This window comes from Stenotrophomonas sp. JAG2 (assembly GCF_041080745.1).
Classification (GTDB): Bacteria; Pseudomonadota; Gammaproteobacteria; order Xanthomonadales; family Xanthomonadaceae; genus Stenotrophomonas; species Stenotrophomonas maltophilia_AA.
On sequence record NZ_JBEUMH010000005.1, the window covers coordinates 114,136 to 131,687 of the forward strand.

Annotated in this window: 15 protein-coding genes; 10 read left to right on the forward strand and 5 right to left on the reverse strand. The window is 68.6% G+C overall.

Annotated elements, in window-relative coordinates; genetic code table 11:
* The first annotated feature begins 16 nt into the window (after positions 1 to 16).
* Positions 17 to 772 carry a 2-dehydro-3-deoxy-D-gluconate 5-dehydrogenase KduD gene (gene kduD / locus AB9O74_RS07975; protein WP_128095343.1) on the forward strand — a complete coding sequence of 252 codons (756 nt, stop codon included), beginning with the start codon at positions 17 to 19 and terminating at the stop codon, positions 770 to 772.
* A 101-nt stretch (positions 773 to 873) separates the two neighbouring features.
* Positions 874 to 1,977 (forward strand): GDSL-type esterase/lipase family protein, encoded by a 1,104-nt coding sequence (locus AB9O74_RS07980; protein ID WP_369348976.1) that lies wholly within the window; start codon positions 874 to 876, stop codon positions 1,975 to 1,977.
* Positions 1,978 to 2,089: 112 nt separating this feature from the next.
* Here AB9O74_RS07980 and phhA read toward each other — a convergent pair whose 3' ends face one another.
* Entirely contained in the window at positions 2,090 to 2,986 is an 897-nt protein-coding gene (gene phhA / locus AB9O74_RS07985; protein WP_369349078.1) for a phenylalanine 4-monooxygenase, read from the reverse strand.
* Between the two features lie 127 nt (positions 2,987 to 3,113).
* Between phhA and AB9O74_RS07990 the strand changes: the two genes are divergently transcribed.
* Complete coding sequence (locus AB9O74_RS07990) at positions 3,114 to 3,596, forward strand: Lrp/AsnC family transcriptional regulator (RefSeq protein ID WP_123730980.1); 483 nt, start codon at positions 3,114 to 3,116, stop codon at positions 3,594 to 3,596.
* Positions 3,597 to 3,641: 45 nt separating this feature from the next.
* Here the strand turns inward: AB9O74_RS07990 and AB9O74_RS07995 are convergent, their stop codons facing one another.
* Positions 3,642 to 4,640, reverse strand: a complete 999-nt coding sequence (locus tag AB9O74_RS07995; RefSeq protein WP_369349079.1) for a patatin-like phospholipase family protein — start codon at positions 4,638 to 4,640, stop codon at positions 3,642 to 3,644.
* A gap of 161 nt (positions 4,641 to 4,801) precedes the next feature.
* Between AB9O74_RS07995 and AB9O74_RS08000 the strand changes: the two genes are divergently transcribed.
* Positions 4,802 to 7,069: a TonB-dependent receptor gene (locus tag AB9O74_RS08000; RefSeq protein ID WP_369348977.1), complete on the forward strand. Its 2,268-nt coding sequence runs from the start codon at positions 4,802 to 4,804 to the stop codon at positions 7,067 to 7,069.
* Between the two features lie 239 nt (positions 7,070 to 7,308).
* Here AB9O74_RS08000 and AB9O74_RS08005 read toward each other — a convergent pair whose 3' ends face one another.
* Entirely contained in the window at positions 7,309 to 8,157 is an 849-nt protein-coding gene (locus tag AB9O74_RS08005) for a phosphatase PAP2 family protein (protein WP_369348978.1), read from the reverse strand.
* A gap of 109 nt (positions 8,158 to 8,266) precedes the next feature.
* Positions 8,267 to 9,052, reverse strand: a complete 786-nt coding sequence (locus AB9O74_RS08010) for an ABC transporter ATP-binding protein (protein ID WP_369349080.1) — start codon at positions 9,050 to 9,052, stop codon at positions 8,267 to 8,269.
* A 195-nt stretch (positions 9,053 to 9,247) separates the two neighbouring features.
* Between AB9O74_RS08010 and AB9O74_RS08015 the strand changes: the two genes are divergently transcribed.
* The 6 genes from AB9O74_RS08015 (at position 9,248) to AB9O74_RS08040 (ending at position 16,904) form a co-directional block, all read left to right on the forward strand.
* Positions 9,248 to 10,450 (forward strand): acyl-CoA desaturase, encoded by a 1,203-nt coding sequence (locus AB9O74_RS08015; RefSeq protein WP_176990302.1) that lies wholly within the window; start codon positions 9,248 to 9,250, stop codon positions 10,448 to 10,450.
* A 3-nt stretch (positions 10,451 to 10,453) separates the two neighbouring features.
* Positions 10,454 to 10,831: a hypothetical protein gene (locus AB9O74_RS08020; RefSeq protein ID WP_346478999.1), complete on the forward strand. Its 378-nt coding sequence runs from the start codon at positions 10,454 to 10,456 to the stop codon at positions 10,829 to 10,831.
* 75 nt (positions 10,832 to 10,906) lie between these two features.
* Entirely contained in the window at positions 10,907 to 11,719 is an 813-nt protein-coding gene (mutM, locus tag AB9O74_RS08025; protein WP_346488445.1) for a bifunctional DNA-formamidopyrimidine glycosylase/DNA-(apurinic or apyrimidinic site) lyase, read from the forward strand.
* Positions 11,720 to 11,784: 65 nt separating this feature from the next.
* Positions 11,785 to 12,348 (forward strand): ECF-type sigma factor, encoded by a 564-nt coding sequence (locus tag AB9O74_RS08030; RefSeq protein ID WP_176990299.1) that lies wholly within the window; start codon positions 11,785 to 11,787, stop codon positions 12,346 to 12,348.
* Positions 12,349 to 12,378: 30 nt separating this feature from the next.
* Positions 12,379 to 15,210 (forward strand): protein kinase, encoded by a 2,832-nt coding sequence (locus tag AB9O74_RS08035; protein WP_369348979.1) that lies wholly within the window; start codon positions 12,379 to 12,381, stop codon positions 15,208 to 15,210.
* Between the two features lie 92 nt (positions 15,211 to 15,302).
* Positions 15,303 to 16,904 carry a glucan biosynthesis protein gene (locus AB9O74_RS08040; protein ID WP_176990297.1) on the forward strand — a complete coding sequence of 534 codons (1,602 nt, stop codon included), beginning with the start codon at positions 15,303 to 15,305 and terminating at the stop codon, positions 16,902 to 16,904.
* Here AB9O74_RS08040 and AB9O74_RS08045 read toward each other — a convergent pair whose 3' ends face one another.
* A complete protein-coding gene (locus AB9O74_RS08045; protein WP_176990296.1) occupies positions 16,905 to 17,525 on the reverse strand; it encodes a thymidine kinase in 621 nt (206 codons plus the stop codon).
* Positions 17,526 to 17,552 lie beyond the last annotated feature (27 nt).

Here is a 17,552-nt window from a genome sequence, read left to right on the forward strand (position 1 = left end):
AAGGACTACATACGCAATGGCTAATCCGTTCAGTCTGGAAGGCAAGGTCGCCCTCGTCACCGGTGGCAACACCGGCCTGGGCCAGGGCATCGCGGTCGCATTGGCGCAGGCCGGTGCCGACGTGGCCGTGGCCGGCATCCAGCCGCCCACCGAGACCATCGCGGCCATCACCGCGCTGGGCCGCCGCTGCCTGGCGATCGAAGCGAACCTGATCAGCATCGAGCCGGTCGAGCGCGTCATCCGCGAAACCATCGAAGGCCTGGGCGGCCTGGACATCCTGGTCAACAACGCCGGCCTGATCCGTCGGGCCGACGCCGTGGACTTCAGCGAGCAGGACTGGGACGACGTGATGAACGTCAACATCAAGTCCGCGTTCTTCATCTCGCAGGCCGCCGGCAGGCATTTCATCGCCCAGGGCCGCGGCAAGATCATCAACATCGCCTCGATGCTGTCCTTCCAGGGCGGCATCCGCGTGCCGTCGTACACCGCCAGCAAGAGCGGCATCGCCGGCATCACCCGCCTGCTCGCCAACGAATGGGCCAGCAAGGGCATCAACGTCAACGCGATCGCCCCGGGCTACATGGCCACCGACAACACCGCCGCGCTGCGCGCCGATGAGGACCGCAACAAGTCCATCCTCGACCGCATCCCGGCCGCGCGCTGGGGCACCCCGGAAGACCTCGGCGGCACGGCAGTGTTCCTGGCCTCCAGCGCCTCGGACTATGTCAACGGCGCGGTCCTGCCGGTCGACGGTGGTTGGCTCGCCCGGTAACACCATCGCTACGCGCTGGCGCTCCCACGATCTGCGCTGCAGATCGTGGGCTCCGGTAGTGCCGGCCGCTGGCCGGCAGCTCTCCACCCAGGAGCATGACCATGCTGCGTTTGCTGCTCTCCCTGTCGCTGCTGATGGCGGCCCCCAGCGCGCTGTGCGCCCCGCACCGCATCTTCATTGCCGGGGATTCCACCGCCGCCGGGTACGGCCCGGAGCGCGCGCCACAGGCCGGCTGGGGCCAGGCCCTGCAGAGCTATCTCGATCCCGCTGTGTGGGAGGTCCGCAACCACGCCAAGGGCGGCCGCAGCACGCGCAGCTTCATCGATGAGAAACGCCTGGACGCGATCGCCGCCGAACTCCAGCGGGGTGACGTGCTGCTGATCCAATTCGGCCACAACGACGCCAAGTTCGAAGATCCCAGCCGCTATACCGATCCTGCCGTTGCCTACCCGCAGTTCCTGATGCGCTACGTGCAGCTGGCCCGCGACAAGGGCGCCACGCCGGTGCTGATCACCCCGGTGGCGCGGCTGCTGTACGACTTCGGGTCGCTGCTGGATACGCATGGCGTGTACACCCAGGCAGTGAAGCAACTGGCGACCCGCGAGCAGGTCGCGCTGATCGATTTGAACGACAGTTCCACGCGCTGGATCCGCGGGCTGGGCGAACAGGGCGCCAAGCCGTATTTCCTGTTCGTGCCCGAGCAGAACAAGGCCGATGGCACGCACTTCAGCGTGGCCGGTGCGACGGCGGTAGCGTGCCTGGTGATGCGCGACTGGGTGGCGTTGCGGCCTGAACTAAAGTCGGCGCTGAAGCGCGACATCGACTGCGAGGTGCGCAGTGCAGGGCAGGGCGGTGATGCCCCCCGGCCCTCGCGCGTCGTGCACGAACGCGACATCGCCGTGAACCAGCCGGGACCCCATGGCGGGGCCGGGCCAACCACGGCGTACCCGTTCTTCGCCGAGGACACCGACATCCCGTTCGTGCTGCGCAAGCGTGTGCTGCATAAAGGTGCCGGCATCGGCCTGCACCCGCAGCACAAGGACGAGATCTACTACATCGTCAGCGGGCAGGGCAGCTACGTACTGGATGGGAAGCAGTACGACGTCGCGGCGGGTGATGCGCTGCTGACGAGAACGGGCAGCTCACATGCGCTGCAGCAGGTGGGGGAGCAGGATCTGGTGGTGCTGTTGGCGTATCCGCGATGAAAGGCAGCAGCGCATGACCCGGCTCCACCCATTGCCAACCTTCAAAAGCTCCCGAGGCTTTTGAAGGATAGGTGTCTAAACTTCAACAGCCCCGGTGAATTGCGTCACGACGTTACACGTCGCCGCCGTCTTCCCAGCCTTCCCCCGTGCCCTTCTGGAACACGCGGTCACCGTCCTGCACCTCACCGGCCGGCAGATGCTCCCTGGCCTCCAGCCCGGCGTAGATCGGGGTGAAGTCCGGCGCGGTCGCGGCCATCAACTGCTCGAAGCTGTCGATGACGAAGTAGGTCTTCTGGAAGGTGTCGATCCGGTAGCGGGTGCGCATGATCCGCTCCAGATCGAAGCCGATCCGGTTCGGCGCCGCCGACTCCAGCGAGTGCAGCGACTCGCCCTTCGATGACACGATGCCGGCGCCGTAGATGCGCAGGCCCTCGTCGGTGTTGATCAGGCCGAACTCCACCGTGTACCAGTACAGGCGGGTCAGGTGCTGCAGCGCTTCCGGACCGATCGCATGCGCCTTGACGCCGCCGCGGCCGTAGGCGGCCATGTAGTCGGCGAACACCGGGTTCATGAGCAGCGGCACGTGACCAAACAGGTCATGGAACATGTCCGGCTCGGCGATGTAGTCGATCTGGTCCGGGCGGCGGATCCACCACGTCACCGGGAAGCGGCGGTTGGCCAGGTGGTCGAAGAAATCCAGCTCCGGCAGCAGGCCTTCCACCCCGACCAGGGTCCAGCCGGTGGCGGCGCCCAGCACTTCGTTGAGCTGGTCGAAGCGCGGGATCATGTGCGCGCTCATGCCCATCTCGTCCTGCGCGTGCAGGAATTCCCTGCTGGCACGCCCTTCCAGCAGCGCGCGCTGGCGCTGGTACAGGGTGCTCCAGGTGGCGTGGTCGTCGGCGGTGTAGCTGTCCCAGGGCTGTTCCACGATGGCGGTGGTATAGACCGGCACGTATCCCTTGTCGGTCTGCTGGTGTTCGACGCGGCGGGGGGCGGTGGCGGTTTCCATCGTGGTGGTCTCCTGGGAAGTCATCTGTCGATGCTAGGGCAGGGCGCGCGCAAGAGGTTTGCAAAGTTGCGCGGATATGGCCTTCTGGCGCAAGATCATTGCGTCCACCTCATGTTGCGGGGCAGCAATGACCGGAATTGCCCAGTTCGACCGCACGGATCTGCGCCTGCTGGCGGAAATCCAGCAACACGGCCGCGCGACCAATGCCGAATTGGCTGCACGGGTGAATCTGTCCCCGTCGGCCTGCCTGCGGCGCGTCCAGCGGCTGGAGAGCGAGGGCGTCATCGCCGGGTATGGCGCGCGCCTTGAGCCGCGCCAGATCGGCCTCGGCCTGCAGGCCTTCGTCCGGGTGCAGCTGGAGAAGCACGACCAGCACGCCATCGGCGTGTTCGCCGACAGCGTGCTGATCTGGGATGAGGTGGTGGCCTGCCATGCGCTCACCGGCGACATGGACTACCTGCTGCACATCTATGTGCGCGACCTGGAGCACTTCTCCAGCTTCCTGCTCGACAAGCTGCTCAATGCCGCCGGCGTGGCCGACGTCAATTCCAGCTTCGTGCTGCGCACCGTGAAGGACTTCCGCGCGCTGCCGCTGTCGCAGCTGGAATGAGGCGGGTAGCGCCGACCGCTGGTCGGCGGTTACCGGTGCGGGGCCTCAGCCCTCGCACTTCTCCTTGCGCCCCATCAGCCGGCCCACGCGCGAGGGCTCATCGCACTTGGGCTTGGGCGGCGGCGGGGCGAGCGCGGCGGCACGCGCCTTCTGCAGCTGCTGGACCTTGGCGCGGATCTGCGGCATCGCCGCCATCGCAGCTTTCTCGCCTTCCAGGATCGCGTTGTTGCGCTGGCCGAAATCGGCGGCGCCGATGTCGAGCACCTTGGGCCGGATGATCACGTCCGCGCGTGCCAGCTCCTGTTCGCCCAGGCGCTGGCCCATGATCGAGATCGACTGGTTGACGATCCCGAGCATGCCGGTCGGCGCCTTGCCGCTGGCCTTGCTGGAGATGTCCACGGCGATCACGATGTCCGCGCCGAGCTGGCGCGCCGCATCCACCGGCACCGGGCTGACCACGCCGCCGTCGATATAGTTGTATTTGCCGATCTTCACCGGTTCGAACACGCCCGGGATGCTGCTGGACGCACGCACCGCCTGGCCGACATTGCCGCGCACGAACACCGTGCGCTCACCGGTTTCCAGCTGGGTGGCGACCGCGGCGAAGGGCTTGCTCAGTTTTTCGGCGGGGCGGTTGTCGACCTGCGCGTTGACGTAGTCCTGCAGCTTCTGGCCCTGGACCAGGCCGCCGGAGAACAGGCGCACATCGCGGATGCTGGCTTCATCCAGGGCCACCGCCTTGGACTGCATCTGGAACGCGTCCATGCCGCTGGCATACAGCGCGCCTACCACGCTGCCGGCGCTGGTGCCGGAGACCACCACCGGCTCGAAGCCGTTGGCCTCCAGCATCTTGATCACGCCGATGTGGGCGAAGCCCTTGGCCGCGCCGCCGCCCAGCGCGATGCCGATCCTGACCGGCTTGGCCGGCGTCACCGGAACGGCCGCCGGCGGCGGGGTCGGGCGCACGGGATCACCGCCGCAACCGGCCAGCAGGCCGAGCAGGGCAACGGACAGCGTCAGGCGGGTACGGCGCAGTGAGGTCATCGGCGTGGCAACGTGAATGGGCATCGAGGGCCGCCAGCATACCGAAGCGGTGGCAGGCCGGCAGGGGTAATGAATAGCGGTTGTTTGCGGCGCTGTTGTTGTACTGCAACAATTGTCTGGTAGCGCCGGTCCACCACCCCTCCCAACACAGCCTAAACGCCATGTTCCCGAACCGCACTGCCCACGGCCGTTTCCCGTCCGTGCACCCGCTCGTTGTCGCTCTTGCCGCCCTGCTGCCATTGACGGCCGCAGCCCAGGATGCCCCCGCCACCAAGGATCCGGTTGCCCTCGATACGCTGCAGGTCACGGCACAACGCCGCGTCGAAAACGCCAAGGACGTGCCGGTCTCGATCTCGGCGATCCAGGGTGAAAAGCTCGACGTGCTCGGTTCGGCCGGCGATGACATCCGCTTCCTGTCGGCGCGTGTGCCCAGCCTGAACATCGAATCGTCCTACGGCCGTGCCTTCCCGCGTTTCTACATCCGCGGCCTGGGCAACACCGATTTCGACCTCAATGCCTCGCAGCCGGTGTCGCTGGTGTATGACGACGTGGTGCAGGAAAGCCCGCTGCTGAAGGGCTTCCCGCTGTTCGACCTGGCCGGTGTGGAAGTGTTGCGCGGCCCGCAGGGCACGCTGTTCGGCCGCAATACCCCGGCCGGCGTGGTGAAGTTCGATTCGGCGCGTCCCTCGCAGGATGCCGACGGGTACATCAAGGTCGCCTACGGCAGCTACAACACCTGGAACACGCAGGGCGCCTACGGCGGCCCGCTGACCGACCGCTGGTCGGCCCGCGTCTCCGCGCTGTACCAGCGCCGCGACGACTGGGTCACCAACACCCGCCAGGGCGCACCGGCGCAGGGCTTCGAAGGCTATGACGAAGCCGCCGCCCGCGTGCAGTTCCTGTACGAAGGCGATGATGTCGAAGCGCTGTTCAACCTGCACAAGCGCAAGCTCAACGGCACCGCGCGCCTGTTCCGCGCCAACATCCTCAAGCCGGGTACCAACCAGCTGGTCGAGAACTTCGACCGCGATGAAGTCTCGACCGATGGCCAGAACTTCTCCGACCTGGAAACCTGGGGCGGCAGCGCGCGCCTGAAGTGGGACCTGGGCCGCGTGACGCTGCACTCGATCACCGGCTACGAGACTGCCGAATCGCTGAACCACGGCGACATCGACGGCGGTTACGGTGCCAGCTTCCTGGGCGCCGGCAACTACGGCCCGGGCAACATCCCGTTCGCCTCCGAGTCGGCCGATGGCCTGCCGCACCATCGCCAGTGGACCCAGGAATTCCGCGTGGAATCCAATGAGTGGGGCCGCTTCGACTGGCAGGCCGGCGTCTTCTACTTCGATGAAGACGTCACCATCGACAGCTTCAGCTACGACTCACTGACCCCGGGCAATCCGCAGACCGGTCACGCCGTGCAGCAGCAGCGCAACAAGGCGTGGGCCGCCTTCGCCTCCGGCGATTTCGACGTGACCGAGCGCTTCAAGCTGCGCGGTGGCGTGCGCTACACGCAGGACAAGAAGGACTTCAGCGCGAGCGTGCTGCAGGCCGTGCCGTTCGGCACCCCGGTCAGCGGCCCGTACATCGCCAAGACCGACGTCAACGACGTCAGCTGGGACCTGAGCGGCGTCTACCAGATCACCGACAACCTCAACGCGTACGCCCGCGTGGCCAAGGGCTTCCGCGCGCCGTCGATCCAGGGCCGCCTGGCCTTCGGCGGCGTCTCGCAGGCCGATTCGGAGAAGGTGATCTCGTACGAGGCCGGCATCAAGGCCGACCTGTTCGACCGCCGCGCGCGCCTGGGCTTCAACGTGTTCCGCTACAACGTCGACGGCCAGCAGCTGATCGCCGTGGGTGGCACCAACAACACCGCGACCCTGCTCAACGCCGACAAGACCCTCGGCCAGGGCGCCGAGCTCGACTTCGAAGCCTACCTGACCGACCACGTCCTGCTGACCCTGGGCAGCAGCTACAACGACACCGAGATCAAGGACAAGGATCTGGCGGTGGCGATCTGTGGCGGTGGCTGCACCATCACCGACCCGACCACGGTCATCGATGGCGGCACCTACGCGCTGGTCAACGGCAACCCGCTGCCGCAGGCGCCGAAGTGGATCCACAACCTGACGCTGCGCGCCGGCTTCCCGGTCAACGATGCCAGCGAGTTCTACGTCTACACCGACTGGGCCTACCGCAGCGAAGTGAACTTCTTCCTGTACGAGTCGCCGGAGTTCCGCAGCCGCTCCTCGCTGGAAGGTGGCCTGCGCCTGGGCTACAACTGGGATTACGGCCAGTACGACGTGGCCGTATACGGCCGCAACCTGACCGACCAGGTCCGCGTGGTCGGCGCGATCGACTTCAACAACCTGACCGGCTTCCTCAACGAGCCGCGCACGTTCGGCCTGGAGTTCACCGCAAAGTTCTGATGCACGTCATGCGGTAGGTGCCCACCGATGGTGGGCACGCTGTTGAAACGAAAACGGCGCGGAGAAATCCGCGCCGTTTTCTTGTGTGCCGCCATCGTCGCGCCGACCGCCGACCGCCAATCGGTACCGCCGTATCGGTAGTGCCGGCCGCTGGCCGGCTCTGCACCCTGTTGGGCACCGCGAGGCGCCGGCCAGCGGCCGGCTCTACCCACAATGCCATGCCATCGACAGGTGTCGCCTTACAACGCGCTCGCCGGCCGCACCTTCAACACCGCTTCTTCAGCCGCGCAATCCCGTGCCGAATGCAGCCCCGCCCTGCGTGCCGCGGCGATCTCCTTGCGCGCCGCCAGCAGGTCGCTGTTGAACGCGGCGTTGTCATGCAGGCGTGCCACGGCGGCCGCGCCCATGAAACGGCCTTCCAGGATGTCGCTCTGCCAATGCACGTTGCAGACCAGACGGCTTTCGCCGTAGTTGCGGCCGCGTGCCTGGATCGCATCGGCGCGGTCCGGAACGATCTCCGACAGGATCAACGCCCACGCCCAGCCGATCGAGGTGTGGCCGGAGGGATACGAGCCGTTGCCGCGCAGGTCCTGCTCGTCTTCCGGCGAGCAGGTGGGCTCACCATTGACCATGAACGGCCGCGCGCGCTGGTAGTGCTTCTTCGCGGTGCGGGTGGCGGCGCTGGCATCGATCCGGCTGCGTTCCAGCAGGCGGTACAGGGCCGGCGTCTTCACCGCGTCCACATCGACATCGATCGCGCACGAGAACTGGTTGGCACCCGCCGGGAAGGCGAGTTCGGCGTCGCGGTGTGCCTGCTCGAAGCGCGGGCTGCCGCGCAGGGCACGGGCTTCACGGCTGACCTGTTCGTCCAGCGCGAAGCCGGCCGAGCCGGCGGCCGGCGGCGCCGGTACCAGCGCCAGGCTCGCCGGCACGGCCGAGCCCTGCAGGTAGCCGACGGCCTTGGTGGTGACCGAGGCTTCCACCGCCGTCGTGCGCGGCGCAGCCGTCGACGAGCAGCCGGCGAGGGCGGCGAGCAGGGCGGTCGCCAGCATCGGGCGAACGGCAGCGGAGCGCAGGGACGAGGACATCGGCAGGTCTCGAAGAAGAGGGGAGCGGCATGATCGCAGCTTCACCCTTCAACGACAGCGGCCGTTCGTCATCCGGCCAGATCCGGCATGGCGTGCCCTCGGGCAGCGCTCAGCCCGCGAACGCACTCAACCGGCCGGCCTGTTCCACCACCCGGATCGGGCCGCCGAACAGCTCGGACAATGGCGCATCGCGCAGCAGCTCGGCACGCGCGCCATCGGCGAGGATCTTGCCGCCGCGCAGCATCACGACCCGTTCGATCTCGGGAATGATCTCCTCGATGTGGTGGGTCACCAGCACCAGGGTGATGCCCTGGCGGGCGAGATCACGCATGGTGGCGATCAGCTGCTCGCGGGCGATCAGGTCCAGCCCGGTGGAGGGCTCATCCAGCAGCAGGGCCTGCGGCCGATTGACCAGCGCGCGGGCGATCAGCACGCGCCGGGCTTCCCCGGCAGACAGCTCGGCATAGCCACGCTGCAGCAGGGGCAGGGCACCGGTCATGACCAGGGTTTCACGCGCGCGGTCGCGCATCTCCGCGCTCACTTCACGGAAGGCCGGCACCACGAAGCTGGCGAAGAAGCCGGTCAGCACCGCTTCTTCCACGGTCAGCCCGGGCATGTCGGAGAGGTTGCTGCTCAGATCGCCGGTGACGATGCCCAGCTGCGAGCGCAGCCGGTCGACCTGCCAGCGGTTCTGGCCGAGCACGCGCACCGCCACCGTGCCATCGCCATGCGCCAGCGGGTAGAGCTCGCGGGTGATCAGCTTGATGAAGGACGACTTGCCGCAGCCGTTGGGGCCGAGCAGGGCGGTGTGCTGGCCCTGTTCGATGCGCAGGCTGAGATCGTGCAGGACCCGGACCTGGCCGCGGATGACACAGGCGCGGTCGAGCTCGATCAGGGGGACGGGGGAGGCCGGCACCACCGGCGAGGCTGCGACTGTCATGAATGCGGGGGCATGCTCACGAAGGTAAGGGAGGAACTGAATGACTGCGCAAAAATGGCATCAGAGGGATGAAGTTTGCAACGTCAGGCCCCATCATGTCCGAAGGTAGCCCTGTTTCCTTGACGGCCGACTGCGGCCCGGAGTCCTGCGATGTTCGATACGCTCCTCAACTTCCTGACCGGCGGTGTCGTCGGCCTCGGCTGGTGGGGCATGGGCCTGGTGCTGCTGGTGTTCACCCAGCTGACCATCTTCGCCGTGACCCTGTATCTGCACCGCAGCCAGGCGCACCGCGGCGTGGATTTCCACCCGGTCATCGCGCACTTCTTCCGCTTCTGGACCTGGCTGACCACCTCGATGATCACCAAGGAGTGGGTGGCGATCCATCGCAAGCACCACGCCAAGGTGGAGACCGATGAAGACCCGCACAGCCCGGTGACCAAGGGCATCGGCATGGTCTTCTGGCGCGGCGTGGAGCTGTACCGCGAGGCCCGCGCGATGCGCGCGGACATCGAGCAGTACGGCCGCGGTGCCCCGGACGACTGGATCGAGCGCCACCTGTACACCCCGCACGCCAATCTCGGCCCGGTCGCGCTGCTGGTCATCAACAGCGTGCTGTTCGGCCTGCCCGGCGTGGCCCTCTGGGCGATCCAGATGGCATGGATCCCGTTCTGGGCGGCCGGCGTCATCAATGGCCTGGGCCACTGGTGGGGCTACCGCAACTTCGAATCGGCCGACACCTCCACCAACCTGACGCCGTGGGCGTTCTGGGTGGGCGGTGAAGAACTGCACAACAACCACCACGCCTTCCCGAGTTCGGCGCGCTTCTCGATGCGCCGCTGGGAGTTCGATATCGGCTGGGCGGTGATCCGTGGCCTGCAGGCCCTGCGCCTGGCCAAGGTGCTGCGCGTGGCACCGAGCATGGACGTGCGCCCGAACATCGCCGTGCCCGATGCTGAAACCCTCAAGGCCCTGCTGTCGCACCGCTTCCAGGCAATGACCGACTACCAGCGCAACGTGTTCGTGCCGGCCCTGCGCGAAGAGGCCGCGATGGCCGGCGCCAAGCTGCGCAAGCTGCTGCCGCGTCGGATGCGCCGCGGCCTGGTCAACGACGGCCGCTGGCTCAAGCCGGATTGCCGCGCCCAGCTCAGCACCTGGGTCGAGCAGCGCCCGCGCATCCGCGTGCTGGTCGAACACCGCGCGCGCCTGGCCGCCCTGCTCGAAGCGCGCGGCAACGACGCCGCCGAGCGCCTCAAGCTGCTCCAGGCGTGGTGCCATGAAGCCGAAGCCAGTGGCATCGCCGCGCTGCAGAACTACGCCGCGCGCCTGAAGGGCTACGCACTGACGGCACACTGATCGATGCGCCTCCCGCCCGGGAACGTGTCCGCGAAACGCCGCCTTGTGCGGCGTTCTGCGTGTCTGGGCCTGGCCGTTGGCCTGTTCGGCGCGACGGCACAGGCGCAGGTCACCGACACCGGCAGTTACCTGCAGCGCATGGACACCGACGGCGATGGCCGGGTCAGTGTGGAGGAGTACGTGCAGTGGCTGCTGTACGCCTTCGATCGCATGGACCGCAACGGCGATGGCGTGCTCGGCGCCGATGAGCTGCCCGGTGGCAAGGGCCCGCCGATCACGCGGGCGCAGCAGCGGCAGACGCTGGTCCAGCGGTTCCACAAACAGGATGCCAATGGAGACGGGTATCTGAGTGCGCGCGAGCTGGCGGCACCGCCGCGCTGAGCCTCGCGCTCGGACCGTAGCGGGGCAGCGCGCCGCTCTACCGCGGTTCATCGGGGGACGCCTTAGAATTGCGCCATGCCCGAGCTCCCCGAAGTAGAAACCACCCGCCGCGGCCTTGCGCCGCATCTGGAAGGCCGTCGCGTCCACGGCGTGATCCTGCGTCGCCCGGATCTGCGCTGGCCGATCCCGCCGGAGGTCAGCGAGCAGCTTCCCGGCCAGGCCATCGAGGGCGTGCGCCGCCGCGCCAAATACCTGCTGCTGGATACCGCCGTGGGCAGCGCCGTGCTGCACCTGGGCATGTCCGGCAGCCTGCGGGTGCTGCCCGGCGATACCCCGGTGCGGGCGCACGACCACGTGGACATCAGCCTGGACAACGGCCGGCTGCTGCGCTTCAACGACCCGCGGAGGTTCGGCAGCCTGCTCTGGCAGCCCGCCGGGGAGACCCATCCGCTGCTGGCCGGACTCGGCCCGGAGCCGCTGGATGAGGCGTTCGACGGCGACTATCTGTTCGCCCGCAGCCGCGGCCGCAGCGCCTCGGTGAAGACCTTCCTGATGGACCAGGCCATCGTGGTCGGCGTCGGCAACATCTATGCCGCCGAGAGCCTGTTCATGGCCGGGATCAACCCGCTGCGCGAGGCCGGGCGGATCTCGCGCGAGCGCTACCAGCGCCTGGCCGACGCGGTGAAGCAGATCCTGACCCACGCCATCACCCGCGGGGGCACCACCCTGCGCGATTTCATCAATCCGGACGGGGCGCCGGGGTATTTCGAGCAGGAACTGCTGGTCTACGGGCGTGAAGGCGAGCCCTGCCGCCAGTGCGGCCGGCTGCTCCGCCACGCCACCATCGGCCAGCGCGCCAGCGTCTGGTGCGGGCACTGCCAGCGCTGAATCGTCGCGCGGCTGTCGCTCCCCCGGCGGTATAGTCCGCCCAACATCACCGGCGGGGGTGTGCGATGGACGAGGGACCGGATATCACCGTGTGGCTGGATTCGGCCCGGGCGGGCGACCGCGCCGCGCTCGACCGGGTCCTGACCCTGCTCTATCACGAGCTGCACAGCATGGCGCGCCGGCAGCTGGCCGGGCAGCAGGGACGCACCCTGGATGCCACCTCGCTGGTGCACGAGTCCTACCTGAAGCTGCTCGGGTCCCGGGGCGCGGCGCGCTTCGAGGATCGTGCGCACTTCTTCGCCTATGCGGCCTCGGCGATGCGCAGCGTGGTCGTTGATTACGCACGCAACCGGCTCGCCCGCAAGCGCGGTGGCGATCTCAAACGGGTGGAACTGCCCGAGAACAGCAGCAGCGGCGTGCGCCTGGATGAAGACCTGCTCGCGCTGGATGTCGCGCTGGCACAGCTGCATGCGGTGGATGCGCACCTGGCCAAGGTAGTGGAACTGCGTTATTTCGCCGGCCTCTCCGAACAGGAGATCGCCGATCTGTGCCAGCGCTCGGAGCGCAGCATCCGCCGCGACTGGCAGAAGGCGCGCATGTTCCTGCTGGCCTCGGTCGGGGAGTCCTGAACAGCCACGCATCGTCCGGGGAGAGGAGCGATGGAGGCGTCACGCTGGCGGCAGCTGTCCTGCCTGCTGGATCAATTGCTGGAACTGCCCGAACCGGCGCGTGAGCAGCGGCTGCTGCGCCTGCGCGCGGAGGACCCCGGCCTGGCCGACGACGTGGAGCGCCTGCTCGCCCACGAGCGCGACAGCCACGAGTTCCTGGCGCAGCCGCTGTGGACCGCCGCGCCCGAAGACAGCCGGGTCGGCACCCGGGTCGGCCCTTACCGGTTGCTGCGTCCGCTTGGTGAGGGTGGCATGGGCGAGGTCTGGCTGGCCGAGCGCGCCGACGGTCTGTACGAGCGCCAGGTCGCCCTGAAGCTGCTGCGCAGCGGCTACGCCGACCCCGGCCTGCGCCAGCGCTTCAGCCGCGAGCGCGAGATCCTGGCCCGGCTGCAGCATCCCAACCTGGCCCAGCTGTTCGATGCGGGCGTGGACCTGCAGGGGCAGCCGTACCTGGCGCTGGCCTATGTCGAAGGCGAGCCGATCACCGACCACTGCCAGCGGCTGGCGCTGCCGCTGGAGCGCCGCCTGCAGCTGATGCTGCAGGTGTGCGCGGTGGTCAGCCACGCGCACGCCAACCTGATCGTGCACCGCGACCTGAAGCCCTCCAACATCCTGGTCACCGCCGATGGCGAGGTGAAGCTGCTGGATTTCGGCATCGCCAAGCTGCTGGACGACGACGACGGCAAGCCGCCCGCGCATCCGCCCACCGAAGCGCGCGCCTTCACCCTGCACTACGCCGCGCCGGAACAGGTACGTGGCGAGCCGGTCTCCACGCTCACCGATGTCTACTCGCTGGGCGTGGTGCTGTTCGAGGTGATCACCGGCCAGAAGCCCTACCGGTTGCGCCGGCACAGCGATGCCGAGTGGGAACGCTCGATCCTGGAGGTGCAGGCACCGCGTGCCTCGTCGGTGATGGCGCGCCTGGCCGCCGCCGGTGGCGAACACGCGGTGGCGGCCAGGCGCCTGTCACGGCGCCTGCGGGGCGACCTCGACACCATCCTGCTCAAAGCCCTGCAGAAGGAGCCGGCGCATCGCTACCCCTCGGTCGAAGCACTGGCCCAGGATCTGCGCCGTTTCCTCGAAGGCCGGCCGATCCATGCGCGTCCACAGCACGTGGGCTACCGGCTGCGCAAATACCTGGGCCGGCACCGGTGGGGAGTGGCGCTGGGCAGCGTCGCGGTGCTGGCCCTGCTTGCACTGGCACTGACCGCGCTGTGGCAGATGCAGCAGGCGCGCCGCGAGATCGCGCGTGCCCAGGCCATGCAGGATTTCACCGTGGGGTTGTTCGACCGCGCCGCCGGCGTGCGCCACGGCAGCTTCGATCTTCGCCAGCTGCTGGCGACCGGACAGCAACGCGGCGAGGCCGAACTGCGGGATCAGCCGCTGTCGCTGGCCGAGCTGGAAGGGGTGATCGGCCGGCTCCGGATCGGCATGGGCGACTACCAGCTGGCACTGCAGACGCTGGACCGCCAGCGCGCGCTGCTGGAGGAGGTCGGCGAGGTCCCGCCGACGCTGCAGCTGGAGGCCGTGACCCAGCGCGGGCGTGCGCTGCGCATGCTGGGCCGCTCGCGCGACTGCGTGACCCACCTCACCCCGATGCAGTCGCTGGCCACGGAGTACCGCCTGCGGCTGCCGGCGGCCGTGGCCGCGTACCACACCCAGCTCGGCCGCTGCCAGCAACTCCTCGGCTACCGCGACAACGCGCGCGCCGCTTTCGGCCAGGCGCTGGTCCTGCGCCGCGACATCCTCCGCGATACGCCCGGCACCGCTGAGAGCCTGGCCGACCTGGCCGCGCTGGACAGCGACGATGGCCGCGCCCCGGCGGCGCTGGCCGGTTACCGGCAGGCGCTGCAGCTGCTGCAGGCCGATGCCACGATGCGGTACCCGCAGCTGATCGCGCGGCGCCGGCACATGGGCGAGAGCCTGGCCGCGCAGGGGGACCTGGACGCCGCCGAGCAGGCACTGCGACTGGCAGCTGCCGATGCGGTGACGCTGTATGGACCGGACCATCCCGAGACCCTCTCGATCCGCCGCCTGCGCGCCCTGCTGGCGATGCAGCGGGGCGACCTGGAGCAGGCGGAAGCAGAGCTGCAGCAGATCCATCGCCTCACCCGGCAGGCGCTGGGGGAGCAGCACCGCGATACCGGGCTGACCTGGCACGCGCTGGGCCGGCTGGCCATGGAGCGCGGCGACAGCGCCACCGCCATTGATGACTTCGCCCGAGCCGTGGCGATCTGGCGGCAGCCCGATTGCGTGGGACTGCTGCCGCAGGGCCTGTACGACCAGGGCGAGGCCTTGGCCCTGGCCGGGCGTTGGCAGGCCGCCCTGGCCGCCCTGCATGAGGGGCGGCAGTGGCAGGCCGCGCAGCGCGGCGATGACGATGCCTCGGTGCAGCAGGCCGACCGCCGCATGGCCGAGCTGGTCAGTGCGCACGGCGACCCGCGCCAGGCCGGGGAGCAGCTGGCCGCGCTCATGCCCCGGGTGGACCGGGCCGGGTCCGCCGGCCCGGCCCTGCAGCGTGCGCTGCAGCTGGCCTGGGGGCGCAACCTGGGCCGCATGGGCCAGGCCGTGGAAGCCCGCCGCGCGCTGGCGCCCCTGCTGGTGGGCGACACGGCCGACCCCGAGAGCCGCGCGCTGCGCTGGCGCGCCCGGGCGGCGATGGCCGAACTCGACTGCCGCGGTGCACCGGCGCGTGCCCGCGAGGCGCTGGGGCAGCTCCACCAGACGCTGAAGACGCAGTTCCCGCAGGGGGGACAGCTGGTCGCGGAGGTGGAGCGGGCACGCCAGGCCTGCGCATCGGCGCAGGTAGCCGCCACTCCCTGAGCGCGCTGGCTGAACGCTGCGCCGTATTCACTTCGGCGAATTCACGTCTGCGTGCCTATGATGGCCGGCCCTTCCCTGCCATCGCTGCCTGCATGCAACGACGCGACTTCCTCCGCAATGCCTCCGTGGCCCTGGCCGCCTTCGGCCTGCCCGCACTGCCGGCCTGCGCCGCGCAGGGCAACCAGGTCGGCCTGCGCCGGCTCGGCCAGCCGCAGCCGTTCGACTTCGCCTCGCTGAAGGGGCAGGCCCGCGCGCTGTCCCAGGCCGCTTATCAGAGCCACAAGCGCACGCTGCCCGGCCCGGTCGAAGCGCTGGACTGGGACCAGTACCAGTCGATCCAGTACCGCCAGGACCATGCGTTGTGGGCCGACCAGCCCGGCCGCTACCAGGCCAAGTTCTTCCACCTCGGCCTGTACTTCCACTCGCCGGTGCGGATGTTCGACGTGACCGACGGCAAGGCGCAGGAGCTGGCCTATGACGGCGCGGCGTTCGATTACGGCAAGAGCGGCCTGAAGGGCAGCCACCTGCCGGCCGACCTCGGCTTCGCCGGTTTCCGCCTCAACACGCGCAAGGACACCAACCGCGACTTCGCCGCGTTCCTCGGTGCCAGCTATTTCCGCGCGGTCGGCAAGGAAGGCCAGTACGGCCAGTCCGCGCGCGGCCTGGCGATCGACACCGGCATGGGCAAGCCCGAGGAGTTCCCGGACTTCATCGCCTACTACCTGGAGCAGCCGGCGGCCGATTCCGACACCCTGGTGGTGTACGCGCTGCTGGATTCGCCGAGCACCACCGGCGCCTACCGCTTCGCGATCACCAACGGTGACGTGCTGCTGATGGACATCGACTGCGCGCTGTACCCGCGCAAGGCGATCGAGCGGCTGGGCATCGCGCCGTGCACCAGCATGTACCAGGTGGGCGAGAACGACCGCCGCATGGCCTGGGACTGGCGCCCGGAGATCCACGATACCGACGGCCTGTCGATGTGGACCGGGGCCGGGGAATGGATCTGGCGCCCGCTGTGCAACCCGTACAACCTGCGCTTCAACATGTTCGTGGACAATAATCCGCGCGGCTTCGGCCTGCTCCAGCGCGACCGCAACTTCGATCACTACCAGGACGACGGCGTCTTCTACGAGAAGCGGCCGTGCCTGTGGGTGGAACCGAAGGGGCAGTGGGGCAAGGGCTCGGTGCAGCTGGTCGAGATCCCGACCGTGGATGAGACCTTCGACAACATCGTGGCGTTCTGGAATCCCGAGGCCAAGCCGCAGCCGGGCCAGGAGCTGCTGCTGGGCTACCGCCTGTACTGGGGCGCCGAGCCGCCGGCCCGCACGCCGCTGGCGCACTGCGTGGCCAGCCGTACCGGCCTGGGCGGGGTGATCGGCAAGAAGCGCGCGTATTTCTCATGGCGCTTCGCGGTCGATTTCGAAGGCGGCGAGCTGGCAGCGTTGATCGACAAGGGCGAGGTCGAAGCCGTGGTCCAGGTCAGCCGTGGCCGCACCGAGATCGTCTCGGCGCGACCGCTGCGCGAGATCAAGGGCTACCGCGCCATGTTCGATGTCGTGCCGCCGGAGGATTCCACCGAGCAGATCGACATCCGCCTGTACCTGCGCAGCGGCGGCAAGACCCTCACCGAAACCTGGCTGTACCAGTACAGCCCGCCGCCGAAGGGCGCGCCGGAACGCACGTTGTATTGATCAAAGCGGCAATGGGACCTGTGCCGGGTCGATTCTTCCCTCGCCGCGCGTGATCTTCTTGAACTCCGCGCGGCTCACCGACACGTAGCGCTCGTTGCCGCCGATCTCCACTTGCGGGCCGTCCTGCACCGCGTGGCCGTGCTCGTCCACGCGGACCGTCATCGTGGCCTTCTTGCCGCTGTGGCAGATGGTCTTGATCTCCTGCATCTCGTCGGCCCAGGCCAGCAGGTACTGGCTGCCTTCGAACAGCTCGCCGCGGAAATCGGTGCGCAGGCCGTAGCAGAGCACCGGGATGCGCATCTGGTCGACCACCTCGCTGAGCTGCCAGACCTGGCTGCGGGTCAGGAACTGCGCTTCATCGACCAGTACGCAGCCCAAGGGGCCGTGCGTGCCGATGTCGTCGGCGATCAGCTGCTGCAGGTCGGTGTCCTGCTGGAACGCGATGCCGTCGGCCTTCAGGCCGATCCGCGAGGCGACCACGCCGCGTCCCGCGCGATCATCCAGCCGGGGGGTGAGGATGGCCACGCGCATGCCCCGCTCGCGGTAGTTGTGCGCCGACTGCAGCAGGGTCGTGGTCTTGCCGGCGTTCATCGCCGAATAATAGAAATAGAGCTTGGCCATCGGCCAATTCTAGACGCCCGGCCGCCT